Here is an 18,694-nt window from a genome sequence, read left to right as displayed (position 1 = left end):
CAACCCTTTTTTATTTAACAAATAAGTTTAAACCACTTCATTATATTAATCATATCGGGCATTAAAGTGTTCCATCCATTTTCCCTGTACCTTCATTACCTGCTCGATAACGTCCCTGACGCAGCCCTGCCCGCCATTAATGTGCGAAATGTATTTGCTTATGGCTTTGATTTCCGGCGCGGCATCTTGTGGGCAGGCAGGAAGGCCTACCCGCTGCATCACATGAAAATCGGGGATATCATCGCCCATATATAACACCTGTTCCGGCTTTATATTATAAATATCGGTAAATTCGTTAAAGGTTTCTACTTTATTGGGTACACCAAGGTAAATATCTGTTATTCCGAGGTTTCTCAGGCGTATACGCACTCCTTCGTTTTTACCGCCTGAAATGATGCAAACCGTATAGCCATTTTCCACGGCGGCTTTCATGGCATAGCCATCGCGTATGTGCATCTTACGGAGCATTTCACCATCGGGGGCAACATGTATGGTACCGTCGGTCAAAACCCCATCCACATCAAATACAAATGTGGTGATATTGTTCAGTATTTCTTTATAGCTTTCCGCCATATAACTGTATTGATTGTGTTAGTAGAGTATAAATTTTTTTCAGGTTTTCTTCCTTAAGAAAATCCATGTGTTTCTCCAGGGTAAGAGTATCATTTCTCAAGGCAGGCCCTGTCTGCGCTTCTCCTGGGGCCAGCAATTTGATTTTATCTGCGGTTTCCAGTATCAGTGGTTTTAGTATATCAAAAGGTATGTTATTTTCAAGGCAGATATCCATGCCTATTTTATATAAATGATTGGTAAAATTACTTACAAAAACAGCGGCTACATGAAGGGCCCTACGCTGTAGGGAATCGATACGGTACACGCTGCCTGAAACCGCTGAAGCAAGCCGATAAAGAAGTTTATAATCTTCATCGTTTTCACTTTCTATGCAAAAAGGGACTGTAGTAAAATCAACTTGTTTTGTCTTTGAAAATGTCTGCAGCGGATAAAACACCCCCCGGCGGTTCGTGCCGCATAATACTCCCATGGGCATACTTCCGGAGGTATGTACTACAAGCCTGTCCCTGAATGGAAGCGCTCCAGACACTCCGGCTACCGCATTGTCAGTAACAGCAATAATGTAAACATCAGCTTCGGCAAGGCCCGTATATGTACTGGTTATATTATCCTCAGGGAGTAAATGCTCAAGCGCGCTTGTATTCCTTGCAAAAGCCTGCACCAGTTCTATACCTGAGGCAGCTTTATAAACCGAAATAAGATGCTGCGCCACATTACCGGAACCAAGTACCACTACTTTTATCATTTGGCTAAATTATTAAAAAATGCCAGTATTAAGAAATTAATAATGGCATTGATTATGAGAGCTCAGGCTTATTCTTTTATCCACGTATTATCTGTAATGTCGATATCGGGCAATAAACGTTTAGGGTCAATCTCAAGAGCACGTATTTTTTTTGTAGATATAAGAAGGTAATCCCATTCATTACCACGCTGCCATATTTCCACAGGCAGCGCGCGGGTCTCTATGGTATCATCCTCATATACGACTTTGAATACTACAGGCATAGGTATCCCGCCTTTATTAATAAACGTGATGGTGGCGGAGTTACCGTTATCTTTAACTTTTGTTATACCAAGGTCTATGTTTTCATTTCCAAGGAACCATCCCCTCCAGAACCAGTTAAGGTTTTCGCCTGTACCATTTTCCATGGCATTAAAAAAATCGCTCGGCTGCGGATGCTTATATGCCCAGTTTCTGATATACGCCCTGAAAGCATTGTCAAAACGTTCGGGACCCAGTATATATTCCCGTAAGATAATCAGTCCGGTTGCCGGTTTATAGTAAGCTGTAAAGGCAAGGTTGACAGGTTTTGCCACATCAGGATAAGTAGCAATACTTTCCCTGCCTTTCCACTTAAACCATTGCACCCGGTTGCGGCTCTTGGCGATGTCAGTAGGGTATTCGCCATTGTTAAAATTCAGGGTGCTGTAGTAATTGATAAAGGTATTAAAGCCCTCATCCATCCAGGCATGGCGCCTTTCGTTAGAGCCAACAATCATAGGGAACCAGTTGTGCCCGAATTCATGGTCCGTAACATCCCAAAGGTCTGCGCCGGCGCTTCTGGCGCTGCAAAAGGATACACCCGGATATTCCATACCCCCTACATTCGAGGCCACATTAACAGCGTTAGGGTAGGGATACACAAACCATTTATCAGAGTAGTACTCTATTGAGGCTTTGGTATATTCTGTAGAACGGCCCCAGGCTTTATTGCCCGCTACTTCAGTATTGTAAACAGAATGTGCCATAGCTTTTTTTCCACCCGGAAGATTGATGCGTGCCGCATCCCATACAAAAGCTTTTGATGCCGCAAAAGCTACATCTCGCGTGTTTTTCATCCGGAAGTGCCATGTGAGTTTTCCATTCTGAACAGGCCTTGTAACAGTCGCATTACCTGCTTCTTCAGGTGTTATTATAAATACGGTCTTATCACTTCCTGCAGCCTGCCCAAGCCGGCCCAGTTGTGTTTTGGTAAGTACCTCTTTGGCATTGACAAGTTCGCCTGACCCGGCAACTATATAATCATAAGGTGCGGTAATCTTGTAGTCAAAATCGCCATACTCAAGGTAAAATTCGCCGGCACCCAGGTACGGTTCGGTGTTCCACCCGTTTACATCGTCATATACTGCCGCTTTAGGATACCATTGTGCTATGCTGTATATTGTGCCTTTTTCGGTTTCCAGCTGGCCCATACGGTCCATGCCTTCGTCAGGAATTTTAAATTCAAACTCCATTGAAATTGTTGCTTTGCCGCCTTTAGGGGCTATTGGGCTGTTTAGAAATACCTGCATTCGCGTGTCATTAATCAGGTATTTTGATTCGCTTTTACCTTGGGTTTTGGCCAACACATTGGTAATAGTAAAGCCGCCATCTGTATTGCCATCATACCGGCTTCCGGCAGGGGGAGTGGTAAGTGTTCCCCTGGAGGTTTCAGTAAAGCGGTTTTGCTCCAGGTACATCCAAATATAATTTAAAGCATCGGGGCTGTTGTTTATGTAGGTCATGGACAGCCTGCCTTTTATGGTTCTTGTTTTTTCGTCAAGTTCCGCTTCAATGGCATAGTTAGCCCTGTTTTGCCAGTATTCCGGCCCCGGCACACCTGATGCTGAGCGGTAGGTGTTGCCGCGCCTGTACATGACATCATCAAATAACGACTGGTTGTTTTTGGTCACTTCCTGGCTCCATACCGAAACACTAATTCCAAGGAGAATTATTATTTTATATGATTTTTTTAAAATAAAATCTGTCATTGTTGTAAAATTTATCTGCTTCAAATATAATTGACTTAGCCTTATAATTAAACGAATGTTATAATTTATTTTCTGCTGTAAAGTTTAATCCTGTAAACAGGTTTTTTACGGGGACTTTTAAGTATTTTTGCATGAATTTAAATACAAGGTTCCGTACTCATGGAAAAAATACTATCGTTCTTTTCTTCAACGCGCTTAATGGCTGTACTTTTCCTGCTTTTTGCCCTGGCAATGGGAATAGGCACATTTGTAGAAGATGCCTATAATACCGATACGGCGCGCCTGTATATTTATAATGCAAAATGGTTTGAGGCCATTATGCTGCTTTTTGTTATTAACTTTATAGGGAATATAAAAAGGTACCAGCTGCACAAACGGGAAAAATGGGCCACCCTGCTGCTTCATTTGTCATTTATTCTTATTATCATCGGGGCATTTGTTACCCGCTACATCAGCTATGAAGGCATGATGCCTATAAGGGAAGGCGAAAGCTCAAGCCACTTTTATTCTGACAAAGCTTACTTAACCGTAATGGTTGACGGTGATTATAAAGGACAGGTAATGCGACGCACGTTTGAGAAACCGCTACTGCTTTCACCAATAGCCGATAACGATTTTACCATCAGTAATAGCTTCAATGATATTCCTTTTGAAGTTTCTTTCAAAGAGTATATCATGGGGGCTAAAGAAGTAATAAAGCAGGATGACAAAGGCGTACATTACATAAAGCTGGTTGAGGCAGGAGACGGAGGCCGCCACGAGCATTACCTGAAAGAAGGCGAGGTGCAGAATATCCATAACATTCTCTTTGCTTTCAATAAGCCTACCGCAGGCGCTATCAGTATTATTAAGCAAGGCGATAGTTATACCATACAGTCTCCTTTTGAAGGGAATTACATGCGTATGGCTGACCAGAAGCAGGGAACTGTTGCCAAAGATGCGCCACAGCCGCTTATGTTCCGCTCCCTCTATACCATGGCAGGCACCCGTTTCGTTTTTCCTGAACCTGCTATAAAAGGTATTATAACCTACAAATCGAATAATGACTATAAAACTAAAGATGACGCTGCACTTACCGTTACGGTAAGATCTGAGGGGAGGGAAAAGGAAGTTACACTGCTGGGCGGAAAAGGTAAAATGGGCATACCACAATCCTTTAAGCTCGGCAGCCTTGAATATACGCTGATTTACGGGAGCAAAACATACGAGCTGCCTTTTGCCATAAAGCTAAATGATTTTATTGCCGAAAAATATCCCGGTACAGAGTCAAGCTATTCTTCTTTTGAAAGCAAGGTTACCGTGCAGGATAAAGAGCAGGGCAAAACTTTTGATACCCGTATTTATATGAACAATGTGCTTGATTACCGTGGTTACCGCTTTTTCCAGGCTGGGTTCGACCCTGATGAGCTTGGGACAAAGCTGTCGGTTAATCATGATTTTTGGGGTACATGGATTACCTATGTAGGTTATTTCCTGCTATACATTGGCCTTATGGCTATACTTTTTGATAAAAATACACGTTTTGGCGACCTGAAACGAAAACTGGAAGCTATCAAACAGAAAAAAGCAAAACTGGTTGCTGTTACAGCCTTATTCTTCAGCATGGGCGCTTTTGCGCAAAGCCATGTACACCAGAAGCCTACGGAGCGGCAGCTTGATTCTATAATACTGAAATACAAGGTTGATGATGCCCATGCGGCTAAATTTGGCCGTATCATCATACAGGATGCCGGTGGGCGTATGAAGCCGGTAAATACGTTCTCCTCGGAATTATTAAGGAAAGTAAGCAAGAGCGACACGTATAAAGGTATGAATGCCGACCAGGTTTTTATATCCATGACAATGTTTGACCAGGTTTGGTATAACGTACCCATAATATACCTAAAAAGGGGTAATGACAGCCTGAGGAAAATAGCAGGGCTGGATAAGCAGGTAAAATATGCCTCGCTGGCAGATTTTTTTGATAAAGCAGGAAATTATAAGCTGGGCAGGCTGCTGGAGGAGGCTTACAGGGAGCCTGTGCCAAACCAGTTCCAGAAGGATTTTATGGATATAGATAAGCGTATCAACCTGTTATATTCGGCGCTTACGGGGCAGATACTTAAAGTGTACCCCATACCGGGCGATATGAACAACAAGTGGGTGGCTTACCCTGAAATTGAGGCGCTAAAAAATGAAGAGCTTAACCGCATTAAGAATGTTATGCCCGCATATTTCCAGGAGCTGGCCAATGCCACGCAGAATAAGGATTATAAACTTGCTGACAGCTTTTTGGAAGGGCTTACCAATTACCAGAAAAAATATGGCGCTGAAGTAATGCCTCATAAAGATAAGGTTGAAGCTGAAATTTTATATAACAAGTATGACATTTTCAAAAAGCTGTTCTCATATTATATGTATGCGGGGCTCTTGATGATTCTTTTTGTTATTATCAAAATATTCAACAACCGTAGGGGGATAAGAATCGCTGTCAATGCCATGCATATTATTATAAGTTTACTGTTTCTGCTTCATACAGCGGGACTTATTACACGCTGGTACATATCGGGCCACGCGCCATGGAGCAATGCTTATGAATCAGTAATATATGTAGGATGGGCTACTATGTTTTTCGGCCTTGCATTTGGCAGGAAATCACAGCTTACAGTTGCGTCAACTGCTTTTGTAGCTTCAATAATACTTATGGTTGCCCACTGGAACTGGACCGACCCAGAAATCGCAAATCTGCAACCTGTACTTAACTCCTATTGGCTGATGATACATGTAGCAGTTATTGTAGGTAGTTATGGGCCTTTTGCATTAGGCATGATACTTGGCCTTGTAGCCATGATACTCATGATAATGACAAACAGCAGCAACAAGCAGAAAATGGAGCTTAATATAAAAGAGATAACTTATATTAATGAAATGGCGCTTACCGTTGGCCTGGTTATGCTTACCATAGGCAACTTCCTGGGCGGGCAGTGGGCTAACGAAAGCTGGGGGCGCTACTGGGGCTGGGACCCTAAAGAAACCTGGGCCCTTGTAAGTATAATGGTTTATGCCTTTGTTATACACATGCGTTTTGTACCGGCATTAAGGGGCACCTGGATATACAATTTCTTTAGTGTGCTGGCTTTTGCCGCTATCCTTATGACATATTTTGGCGTAAACTTTTATCTTACGGGCCTGCACTCTTATGCTCAGGGTGAAAAGGCCACACCTGCCTATTTTTATTATATGACAGCGGGTGTATTTATAATAGGTGCATTTGCCTATTTTAAATACCGCAAATACTTAAAGAAAGCAAAATAACAACAGTCAGTAACATTGACTTTTTGTTCATAGTAACAGTTTGTGTAATTTTATTATAAATTAAATCATATGAAGAAATTAGTAATCCTTATGAGCGGCCTTATGCTCATGATAAGCTGCCAAAACCAGGCGCAAACAAAAGCTAAAACAGCTAAACCCACACAAAAGCCAGAAAACATGTCAGTACAAAACATTTATCAGTTCAAAGTGAAAGACCTTTATGGCAAAGAGTTTGATTTTGCAACACTTAAGGGCAAAAAGGTTATTATTGTGAACACGGCATCAAAGTGCGGATTAACACCACAATACAAAGATCTTGAGGCACTTTACAAAGAGTATAAGGATAAGGGTGTTGTTGTAGTTGGTTTCCCGTCTAATGATTTTGCAGGGCAGGAACCCGGTACTAATGAAGAGATCGCCGCTTTTTGTGAGCGCAACTATGGCGTAACCTTCCCTATGATGGGCAAAGTTACTGTTAAAGGCAAAGATAAAGCTGCCATATACGAGTTCCTTACCCAGAAAAGCAAAAACGGGCTGCAGGACAGTGAAGTGGAGTGGAACTTCCAGAAATACCTGATAAATGAAAAAGGCCAGCTTGAGAAAGTGGTAAGCCCAAGGACACTTCCTGGCGACCAGGAAATCATTGACTGGATCAATTCATAGTCAATGCACAACAGGCCTATGGCCAAAATTGTTATCAGATGATCTATCCTAAAATACCTTTGGCCCAAAGCATAATCCTAATATGCAGGGCCAAAGGAATTAAACATGTTGTTATCTCTCCCGGTTCCCGTAATGCACCGCTTACTATTGGCTTTGCCAATAATAATTATTTTAACTGTTACAGTATTGCCGATGAGCGCTGTGCCGCCTTTTTTGCCCTTGGTATAGCCCAGCAGTTAAAAGCGCCTGTGGCGGTTGTTTGTACCTCGGGCTCTGCGTTGCTTAACTATTACCCGGCTGTGGCTGAAGCTTTCTACAGTCAGATTCCTCTTGTTGTTATTTCAGCCGACAGGCCACATGATAAAATTGACATTGGAGACGGCCAGACTATAAGGCAGGAAAACGTCTATGCCAATCATATACTGTATAATGCCAACCTGCTCGAGGAAGCATCACCTGAAAATGACAGGAAGATAAATGAGGCTATAGATACTGCTTCTGCGTTGCGGGGGCCTGTGCACATTAATGCACCTTTTGAAGAGCCGCTTTATGAAACAGTAAATGAGGCATTGGTAACCCCCCTTATAACGCAAAAGCCACCGGCTGAAGCAATGGCTGAAGATATTGAGTCCCTTAAGCAGCTGTGGGGTTCTGCAGCTAAAAAGCTTGTTCTGGCAGGGTCTGACTATCCCGGCATAATTTCGGGTGAGGTAAAGCAAATGCTGGCTGAAGACCCGTCGGTAGTGGTAATGACAGAAACAATATCTAATTTACATCATCCCTCATTTATAAGCAATATCGATACAATCATTACGCCCTTCACCCCTGATGACTTTCAGGCCTGGCAGCCTGATATACTTATCACTTTTGGGGGAATGATAATTTCCAAGCGTGTAAAATCGTGGCTGCGCAGCTACAGGCCGGCCCGGCACTGGCATATTGACACATTACGGGCCTATGATACTTTTGGCGCACTTACAAAACATATTTTAGCACAGCCAGACGATATTTTTACCAAGCTTTATGAGGCACCTGTGAAAAAAAGCGATTACAGAGAAGTGGCCTTAAAGCTGAAAGCTGAAAGGAATGAAAAACATCTGGAATATCTGGCAAAAATACCTTTCTCTGATTTTAAGGCTTTTGAAATTATACTTCCTGCACTTCCTGATGGCTGCCAGTTACAGGTAAGCAACAGTTCGCCTATACGCTATGTGCAGCTTTTTGAGAATAAACCCACTATTGAAGTATTTTGTAACCGCGGCACCAGCGGGATTGACGGAAGCACGTCTACAGCTATTGGAGCAGCGGCAGGTAGTGGAAAACCTACGGTGCTTATAACAGGCGATATAAGCTTTTTTTATGACAGCAATGCCTTGTGGAACAACTACATCCCGAATAATTTTAAAATAATTATTATCAATAACAGGGGCGGAGGCATCTTCAGGATACTGCCAGGACATAACGAAACACCCGTTTTCAATACCTATTTTGAAACCATGCATCATCTGGACGCAAGGTATCTCGCAGAAATGTATGGTTTTAAATATTATGCGGCTGATAACGAAATCAGGCTGAAAGACCAGTTGCAGGTACTTTTTTCAGAAAATAATTCTCCTGCAATATTGGAAGTTTTTACACCTACAACAGAAAATGACAGGATATTGCTGCAATATTTCAGGGAGCTAGTTTAACATTACTCATATTTAAGCTTATCTTCATAGTACTGTAGCATCATTGTTTACTAACTTTGCTGCCTAAAATATTTTTCATGATTGCATTAGGCAAATACAATACCCTGAGAATTGCCAGGGAAACCCAGGTAGGCCTTTATTTAACAGACGGGCAGGAGGATATACTTTTGCCTAATAAATATGTTCCTGCCAGGTATGAAATAGGAGAGGAGATCATGGTTTTTGTATATCTTGACCATGAGGAAAGGCCTGTGGCAACCACACTGGAGCCGTTAATATACCTTCACGAATTTGCTCTTTTAAAAGTAAATTATACCAATAAATTCGGTGCTTTTTTAGACTGGGGCCTTGAAAAAGACCTTTTTGTGCCTTTCAGGGAACAGGCAAGGCCTATGGAACAGGGCAGGCGTTACTTAGTGTATATGTACCTGGACCCGCAAACCAACAGGCTAGTGGCATCAAGTAAGATAAACCAGTTCCTCAGCAATGACAATCTTACGGTTAAAGAAGGTGATGAAGCTGACCTTATTGTATCGCATATTACAGAACTAGGTATAAATGTGATTATAAATGAGCAGCATAAAGGGCTGGTGTATAAAGATGAAGTGTATGATGATTTGAGAACCGGTGACCGGATTACTGGGTATATCAAGCAGATTAGGGAAGACAATAAAATTGATGTCTCTGTTTATAAAACCGGCGTTGATGCCATTGAACCCAATGCCTCTAAAATACTTGATGAACTGAAAGCTAATAGCGGCTTTTTAAGGCTTCATGATAATAGCCATCCCGAGGATATAAAGACTGTCCTTAAAATGAGCAAGAAGAGTTTTAAAAAAGCCGTCGGCCTTTTGTACAGGCAGAGGCTAATTGAAATAAAAGACGATGGTATTTACCTGAATCATAACAGGTAAATCACTTTATCCAAAATACCGTCATGGCACGCTTTGGTATATAACAAAGCGTGTTTTACTTTTATATACCAAAGTACACATTTCTGCATTTTTAATCCTGATTATAAACTTTTCCAGGGAAAAGTATGATTAAAAAAAAGTGCAAAATTTTATATTATCCTTAACAAAATATTAACATAACGTATAATGACTGATATTAATTGAGTCTATTGAATAATTATCTATAAAATAATTAAAAATTAAGTTAATATATAAAGTTATTACAATGGTGAGTATCTTTAACTACTATTTAAAATAATTTATATATGAACCAAAACTACCAAATTTTGGATACGGGCTTGTCTGTCTGTACCAAATCCTGTGTGCGTGCCCGGGAGGCATCCGCAGGAAATGTTGGTTTCACGTTTCCACCAGGGCGAAGTCAGCTCTCAACGGGCAAAGTGAAACACTGGGCTTATGCCGCACTTGTTTTATTTTTATTAACTTTTAGTACACAGTTTAGCTATGCACAGGCAGTGTCCGGCTATTCTTTTGCAACCGGAACTTCAGGTACGCTTGATCCTATGTCAGGTTCAGCGCAGCTTGTAGCTTCAGCAAGTGATGACGGTGTCTCTGCTGTAACTTCGATTGGTTTTACGTTTAACTACGCCGGCACTAACTACACCCAGTTTTCTGCAAACGCCAATGGTTTGGTCAGGCTTGGGGCTACAGTTGTTACAGATCAGTGGACTAATAGTGCTGCTAACGCTGCTACTGCCTCCCCTGTTATAATGCCTTACTGGGATGATTTGCATACAGGGACAAATGCGGGAGGCGGAAGGGTTCATACAGTACTCATTGGTACCGCCCCTAACAGGATTCGTATCATTGAATGGTTCGTTACTGTTCCACGTTCTTCATCTGCCGCCGCTAATGCACGTTTTCAGGCATGGCTATATGAAACTACAAATGTAGTTCAGTTTGTTTATGGCAATGGTATGGTAATCAATTCAACTAATAGTGGTGCCACCATTGGTCTTGCAACAAGCGCTACCGTGTTTAATACTGTTGTTGCTGCTACCAACACTGCATCGAGTACAGTATTTACAACTAATAATACAGATGCAATTACTGCGGGAAGGACCTATACCTTTACGCCGCCTGTACAATGTTCAGGAACGCCTGTTGCGGGAACTATTCCGGCATCATTTGGAGTCTGTTCGGGTGGTACACCACCTGCTGTTACAGCTACTGGCGTTTCAAATGATCTGGGCATCACTTACCAGTGGGAAGAATCTGATGACAACGGTGTTGCTGATGCGTGGGCTAATGCTGTTGGAGGCACAGGTGCAACTACTACCACCTACACACCACCAGCACTTAGCAGCAACCGCTTCTATAGGCTTCGGGTAACCTGTACCAACTCATCGCAAATAGCTTATACGAGTGCTGTACAGTATTCAGTAACTGTTTGTACTTATGATGTTGCCCGTAATACAGGGGTTACTTATAACTCAATAATGGCTACAGGTAATACGTTTACCTGGAGTACAACATCATCAACCCCAGCTGTTAACTCATCCTGGCAAACCGATGAAAATACAAGTACACAGGTAACATTCCCTTTTCCATTTACCTACAGGGGAACGAGTGTTACAGGTTTCCGCGCCCATGTTAACGGTTTTGTAACTTTGAGCAATGCGGCACTTTCATCACATTCGGCTTTTACGACTGGTATTGGTAGTACCGGTACCTGGAAAAGTGTAATCGCACCTTTTTGGGCTGACCTTGTTACACCGGGTAACCCCAATACTGTGGCTTCATTACAGGCATCTAATGCACCTATAAAATATGCTGTTAGTGGAGTTTCCCCTAACAGGGTGCTCACTATAGAGTGGGCAGGTATGGAAGTTTTCCAAAATGCAGGCCCTAACCTTAATTTCCAGGTTAAGTTCTATGAAACATCAAATAATATTGAGTTTGTTTATGGAACTATGGAAGGATTTAACGGAACATTAAACACCACATATAGCTATGCTACAGGCTTAAATGGCGAGAACATAGTTACAGCAAATGCAAGTAACCTTACTTCACAGCAGCTGGCAAATACGAGGAGTTTTGCAGCAACCGCTGTAAATAACCTTAACGTTCCGCCACAATGTAATACAAGTTTATTGTTTACGCCCGGAACCTATACTGCCTATGTACCACCGGCCTCAACTATTCCGGTAAATAACGACCCGGCAGGCGCTATTGCGCTTAGTTTAAACGTAGGCCCATGTACATCATACTGTAATACATATTACAATACATCGGGCGCTACAGCAACTACAGGTATAACTGCCTGTACTGCTACTACACCCGGTAGTGCAGATGATGATGTTTGGTTCCAGTTTGTAGCTACAGACCCTAATATAACAATCCAGGCATTTGGTGGTGGCGGATATGACGCTGTTCTACAACTGTTCAGTGATGCAGGTACAACTTCAGTAGCCTGTTCAAATGCTTTTGGAAACGGCTTAACAGAGACCATAAGTGCCACAGGTTTAACTCCGGGGCAAACGTATTATGTAAGGGTTTACCATGCAAGTTCTGGTAATGGTACCACCCCACTTATTTCAATATGTGCAAGCACGCTGGTACCGCCTCCGTCAAATAATGACCCATGTGGCGCTGTGGCGCTGACACCAAGCGGAACAACATGTACGCCGTATACTGATTCAATGTTACCAAGTACCACAAGTATATTAAATGCTACCACTACTACTAGTAATGGTGTTGTAGCCCCTACTTGTACCGGTGCAGCAACAAATGTTAATGATGTTTGGTTCAAGTTTACTGCAACATCTACTACTCACGGCGCAACCGTTACTGCTGTTCCGGGCTTTGATGTTGCTGTTCAGGCTTATTCAATAACTTCAGGTTCCTGCAACGGAAATGATTTGGTATTAAATCCTATTAGTTGTATTAATAATGGTTCTACAGGAATTACTGAACAGGTGATTTTTACAACAGTAGCAGGACAGGAATACTATGTAAGGGTTTACAGGCATCCATCAGGAACAAGCGGAAACCCTGTTGATAACAGCCAATTCTCTATTTGTATATTTAGCCCTGTACCTTCTTGTACAACTAACTCTTCTCCGGCTAACGCAGCTACAGGAACAAGTTTAACACCTACATTGAACTGGGCATCAGCACAATACGCAACAAGTTATGATATTTATTTAGGGACACAGTCAGGACCAACAACATTACTGACAAATGTTACTACTACATCATATACCCTTACAGCAGGCCAGGCGTTAAATGGCCTTACCCAATATTTTTGGTATGTAGTGCCTAAGAACGTTAACGGCGCTCCTGCTTGCGGTGCTGCTAACCAGACTAGCTTTACCACCCAGACTGCCTGCCGTGTACCTACTGCAGTAACTGTTGGTAACCTGGATACTACGGCTTTAACTGTTGATCTTTCATGGACTGCACCAACGGCAGGCCCTGCACCAACAGGATATGAGTATGCCTTTACTACATCAGCAACACCACCTGCCTCAGGTACATTTACTACAGATACATCCGTAACCGGACAGACTATTGTTGCTGGTACTGCTTATTATCTTCATGTACGTACATCATGCGGAGGAGGTGATTTTAGTGCCTGGGCTACATCTACAATCTATAGGTATAACCTTGGAGATACATGTGCTACAGCGCTGGATCTTGCTACACTTACAAGCCCATATGTTGGCACTACTGTAAACTTTAATAATGATGCATTGCCATCATGTGGTTCATCATTCACTACTACTGCGCCTGATGCTTATTTTTCAATTGTTGTACCTAAAAACTATACATTGAATATAAATATTACGGCTTCATCTTATGATAATACCCATACACTGGCTTACGGCACTTGTGGCAGCCTTACAGAGATTGTATGTAGGGATACTGATGTAACTAACGAAACATGGACAAATACTACTAACGGCTCACAGACAGTTTACTGGATTCAGGATGGTTGGGGTTCAGGCTCAGGTACGTTTACTTTGACCTGGAATTTAGTTGCACCGCCGCCGTGCGTTCCTCCTACAGGGCTTACACCCGTTGTAACAGGTACATCGGCACTTGTTTCATGGACAGCATCTGACTCTAACCCTGCAAACGGTTACCAGTATGAAATACGTACTTCAGGAGCGGCAGGAAGCGGCGCTACGGGATTGACTGCAAGCGGTACAGTTACCGGACTTGGAAGTAATCCTGCTACAGGTTTAACTATAGGCACTACATATACTGTATATGTACGGTCTTTATGTTCTGCTGAAGAATCAAGTACATGGGCCAGCGCAACATTTACAGTGCGCCCTGCAAATGATAATTGTATAAATGCAACAGCTATTGCTTGTGGAGATTCTGTTACTTCGTCAACTACAGGTGCTACTAATGACAACATGGCTATATGTGGTATTAGCGGCGTAACAAGTCAGTCAACGGCTGGTGTTTGGTATAAGTTTACAGGAGACGGTAGAGATGTAACATTAAGCACTTGTTCGGCTTCATCCGGCGATACACGATTAAATGTATACACCGGATCTTGTGGTTCCATGACATGTGTTGCGGGTAATGATGATAATGCAGGCTGTACAATTGAAGATTTATCGTCTGAAGTACTGATAAGAACAACAATAGGCACAGAGTATTATGTATTAGTGCATGCATATTCTTCTGGAACCAGTTCTACCAATACGGTTAATTTCCAGTTAAGCATGACATGTGTTACGCCTTGTACACCTGAAACAACTAATGATGAGTGCGCTACTGCCACAGCATTAACAGTTGGTGTGCCGCTTGCTACAAACAATACATGTGCAACGGCCAATACAAATATTGCATCCCCAAGTTGCGGAAGCAGTTTTGCTACTTACTATGACAGCTGGTATTCATTTAATTCAGGTTCAAATACGACCCTTGAAGTTTCAGCTATACCAACAGGTACGGCAGCTGTAGGATACATACTTTATTCTGGAGCTTGCGGAAGTTTAACTCCGGTAACCGGCTCATGCTTTACTGGTGGTGCGGCTAACAACGTTACGCTAACAGCAAATACTAATTATTTTATAAGAGTTTACTCTACAACTGTCTTAGGCAGGGGCGACTTTACCCTTACTGTAAAAGTACCTTGCCCAAGGCCAACAGGTGTGGCTTCTTCAGCAATTACAACAAATACGGCAACAATTTCATGGATAGCCCCAACAACTGCTCCGTCAGGAGGTTATCAGTATGAAGTACGTACATCAGGCAATCCGGGAAGTGGTGTTACAGGCCTTGCAGCCAGTGGTGCTACAAATACCCTTTCAGCTAACCTTACAGGCCTGGCTCCTGATACTACACACTCCGTTTATGTTCGTTCAGTATGTGGTGAAGGCGACTTTAGCCCGTGGACTTCAGTAGTTACTTTTGCAACAGTGCCTACATGCTACAGGCCAACAGGTGTTGCATCATCAAATGTAACTGCTACAACAGCTACTATTTCGTGGGTAGCGCCTACACAGTTGACTCCGACAAACGGATACCAGTGGGAAGTAAGGACTAGTGGTGCTGCGGGAAGTGGTGATACAGGACTATTTGGTACTTCAACTGCTACAGGTTTAACAGCTAACCTGGTAGGCCTTGCTCCATCAACTACATATTCTGTATATGTACGTTCAGTTTGTGATACTGATAACAGGAGTAACTGGACTACAGCAGTAACGTTTACTACACGTGTAGCTAATGATGTTTGTTCTGGTGCTATAACAGTGTCATGTGGAAATACAATTTCCGGAACAACTGTAAACTCAACAAATGATAACATGGCTGTTTGCGGTATTTCAAGTATTACAACCCAAAATTCCGCAGGTGTTTGGTATAAGTTTGTAGGTAACGGATCTTTAGTTACATTCAGTACCTGCAGCCCAACACAGACAGATACCAGGATGGCAGTTTATACCGGAACTTGTGGAGCGTTAACTTGTGTTGGTGGAAATGATGACAACAGCGCATGTACTACAGCAAACTTGTCTTCGGAAGTACAGGTAAATACCACAGCTGGTACTACTTACTATATATTGGTTTTTGCTTTTGTTAATACCTCTACAGTATCGTATAACTTTACCGTAACATGCGCTCCTCCGTGTACACCTGCAGCTATAAATAACGAATGTGCAAATGCGCAGACAGTACTTGTAGGCACAACAACAGCATCTAACAATGCTTGTTCTACAGCAAGTACAGGTGTTGCATTCCCAAGTTGCGGAAGCAGTTTTGCTACTTACTATGATACATGGTTTGAGTTCAATTCAGGCGCTAACACAAGTGTTACTGTATCTACTACAGCAACGGCACCAACAGCTATCGGTTATGCGGTATACTCTGGTGCATGTGGTACATTAACACAAATTGGATGTAACTCAACAGGTGCTGTTTCAACAATCTCTGGTCTCACGCCATTCACGGTATACTATATCAGGGCTTACTCTACAACACTGGCTTCCAGAGGATCATTTTCAGTAACTATTGGTACGCCATGTAATACACCTACCGGTGTTACAACCACAAGTACCTTAGAATCTGTAACTACTACATGGACAGCGCCTTTACAGGCTCCTGGAAATGGCTACCAGTATGAGATAAGGACCAGTGGCGGAGCAGGAAGCGGTGCTACAGGACTTGTATTTGGTGGCAATGTACCAGGTACTTCAGTTACTACCCTTGGCCTTACGCCAAATACTAACTACAGTGTTTATGTTCGTTCAGCCTGTAGTGCTACAGACTTCAGTGGATGGACTACTGCGGTAACAGCCTTTACCGGCTACTGTACTCCGGCGCCTAGCTCTGTAGCGGGTAGTGGTATTACTAATGTTACTTTCGGTACCGTAAATAATACTACAACTACTGAAACAGGTAACTACGGTAACTATGCAACATTAGTTGGTTCAGGTGAAAGAACGCAGTCACTTAATGTTAGTGTGTCATACGGATCAACAGCCCACTTTACTAAAATTTGGGTTGACTGGAACGATGACCTTGACTTTAATGATGCCGGCGAAGCTGTGTTTAGCAGTACTTCAGCACAGGCAACAGCAGCAGCTTCATTTGTTATACCACAATCTGCTCCTCTGGGCAACCACAGGATGAGGATAGGCGGTAGGACTACAAGCGCTACTTTTGATGCCTGCTTCACAGGGACTAATGCTTCTTTTGAAGACTATACGCTTAATGTGACTACACAATCAACAGTAACATTATTAAGTTCATCATGTACTGCTGTTTTAACTAGCTATAACCAAATTTTATACGCTACGGCCTTACCGAATGTTGCACAATACAGATTCCGTGTAAGGAATGGTAACGTTATAGGTGAAGTAACAACAAGCAATAGTCTGTTTAGGATGAACATGCTTCCTTCTGGTATAGTACCAGCGACTTTAACTTACGGACAAACTTATGCTATTGATGTAGCTATAAACAGGAATGGTGTATGGAGCGATTATGGTCCTGCTTGTAGAATTTCTACACCTTCAGTACCGCCATCTACACAATTAACAATTTGCAATATGACGGTAGATACTTTTGGTACTCTTATTTATGCAAATCCTGTAAGTAGCGCCACAGCATATAGGTTTAGAGTGGTTTCAAGTGAAGGAACATATTTCGTAGATAACTCTGCGCAATGGTTCACATTAAAAATGCTGCCACAGTATTCTTATGGAACTACATACACAGTAAGTGTTAGCGTATTGGCAGGCGGTGTATGGTCTTCTTACGGAAGTTCATGCCAGGTAACTACAAGAGCTACGCTTCCGGCAACGCAACTTATGGCTAATAGCTGCGGTATAACAGGTGTTACTCCGGGGCAACTAATCTATGCTAATAGCGTTGCCCTTGCGCAAAGTTATACCTTTACTGTGACTTCTCCGCTGGGTACTCAGAGCATTACAACACCAAACAACTATATAACGTTGAAAATGCTTAACAACTTTGATTACAACGTAACTTTCACTATTACAGTAACGGCAAATGCTACAGGATTTACAAGCACTCCTGGAAATGCATGTACTGTAACATCTGTTGCTGCCCCTGCAACAACGCAGCTTAGGGCTGTAGATTGTGGAGCTACTGTTGCAAACAGGAGGACAAGCATTTTTGCGAATGGTGTTCATAATGTAGCTATCTATAGATTTAGAGTAACGACCTCTACTAATCAGGTTTACATAGTTGATCGTACCAATACAGAATTCAGGTTGAAGTTCTTGCCTTCAAACGTTGTAATTCCTGCCGGTGCGACTGTAACTATCGATATCATGACCATATCTCCAAATGGTTCGCAGTCAGCGTATGGCCCTGCTTGCCAGGTAACATTATCAAACACTGCCGGCAGGCCATCGGCTGATGCTGGTGAGGAAGATGATGTTAAGATAACTACTTACCCGAATCCGTTTACTGAAACCTTTGCTGTTGACTTTACAACAGAAAGCCAGGAAATGATTCACATCGTAGTTTATGATATGGCTGGTAAACTAGTTGACAGGCTTGATATAGAAGCTGCACAGCTTCCTGGCCTAAAACTGGGCGGAAACCTTGCTGCCGGTGTTTACAACCTGATTGTAACACAAGGCGAAACGGTTAAAACGCTTAGGGTTATCAAAAATGTAAACTAACGTCTTACCAATTATAATGCCGGAGCCCCTTCGAAAGAAGGGGCTCTTTTTTTATGCTCTAAGCTTAAAAACAGGTTATTTACACAAAACAAATTTTCACTTTAAATCGCTATTTTTGCGTTCATGACAG

General features: G+C 42.4%; 8 protein-coding genes. 5 read left to right on the top strand and 3 right to left on the bottom strand.

All coding sequences use genetic code 11. The features are described 5' to 3' along the window. Window positions 1-45: 45 nt before the first annotated feature. The 3 genes from CHU92_RS08650 to CHU92_RS08640 form a co-directional block, all read right to left on the bottom strand. Window positions 46-573: a KdsC family phosphatase gene (locus tag CHU92_RS08650; protein ID WP_094414632.1), complete on the bottom strand. Its 528-nt coding sequence runs from the start codon at window positions 571-573 to the stop codon at window positions 46-48. Continuing rightward, window positions 557-1,318 (bottom strand): Rossmann-like and DUF2520 domain-containing protein, encoded by a 762-nt coding sequence (locus tag CHU92_RS08645; RefSeq protein ID WP_094414630.1) that lies wholly within the window; start codon window positions 1,316-1,318, stop codon window positions 557-559. The genes CHU92_RS08650 and CHU92_RS08645 overlap by 17 nt, the downstream gene beginning before the upstream one ends. Before the next feature lie 68 nt (window positions 1,319-1,386). Next, the gene (locus CHU92_RS08640; protein WP_094414628.1) at window positions 1,387-3,327 is read right to left on the bottom strand and encodes a M1 family metallopeptidase; all 1,941 of its coding nucleotides are present in this window, start codon (window positions 3,325-3,327) and stop codon (window positions 1,387-1,389) included. Between the two features lie 159 nt (window positions 3,328-3,486). On the opposite strand from CHU92_RS08640, the gene ccsA reads away from it, so the two are divergent. From ccsA to CHU92_RS08615, 5 genes are all read left to right on the top strand, one after another. Next, window positions 3,487-6,621: a cytochrome c biogenesis protein CcsA gene (ccsA, locus tag CHU92_RS08635; RefSeq protein ID WP_243389576.1), complete on the top strand. Its 3,135-nt coding sequence runs from the start codon at window positions 3,487-3,489 to the stop codon at window positions 6,619-6,621. Between the two features lie 69 nt (window positions 6,622-6,690). Further along, entirely contained in the window at window positions 6,691-7,284 is a 594-nt protein-coding gene (locus CHU92_RS08630; RefSeq protein ID WP_094414626.1) for a glutathione peroxidase, read from the top strand. 38 nt (window positions 7,285-7,322) lie between these two features. Beyond that, entirely contained in the window at window positions 7,323-8,975 is a 1,653-nt protein-coding gene (gene menD, locus CHU92_RS08625) for a 2-succinyl-5-enolpyruvyl-6-hydroxy-3-cyclohexene-1-carboxylic-acid synthase (RefSeq protein WP_094414624.1), read from the top strand. Window positions 8,976-9,052: 77 nt separating this feature from the next. After that, a complete protein-coding gene (locus CHU92_RS08620; protein WP_094414622.1) occupies window positions 9,053-9,889 on the top strand; it encodes a CvfB family protein in 837 nt (278 codons plus the stop codon). A gap of 305 nt (window positions 9,890-10,194) precedes the next feature. Beyond that, window positions 10,195-18,564 carry a fibronectin type III domain-containing protein gene (locus CHU92_RS08615; RefSeq protein ID WP_094414620.1) on the top strand — a complete coding sequence of 2,790 codons (8,370 nt, stop codon included), beginning with the start codon at window positions 10,195-10,197 and terminating at the stop codon, window positions 18,562-18,564. The last annotated feature ends 130 nt before the right edge of the window (window positions 18,565-18,694 follow it).

Origin of the sequence: Flavobacterium cyanobacteriorum (genome assembly GCF_002251835.1) — a bacterium.
GTDB lineage: Bacteria > Bacteroidota > Bacteroidia > Flavobacteriales > Flavobacteriaceae > Flavobacterium > Flavobacterium cyanobacteriorum.
This window is presented reverse-complemented; position numbering and strand designations above follow the sequence as displayed.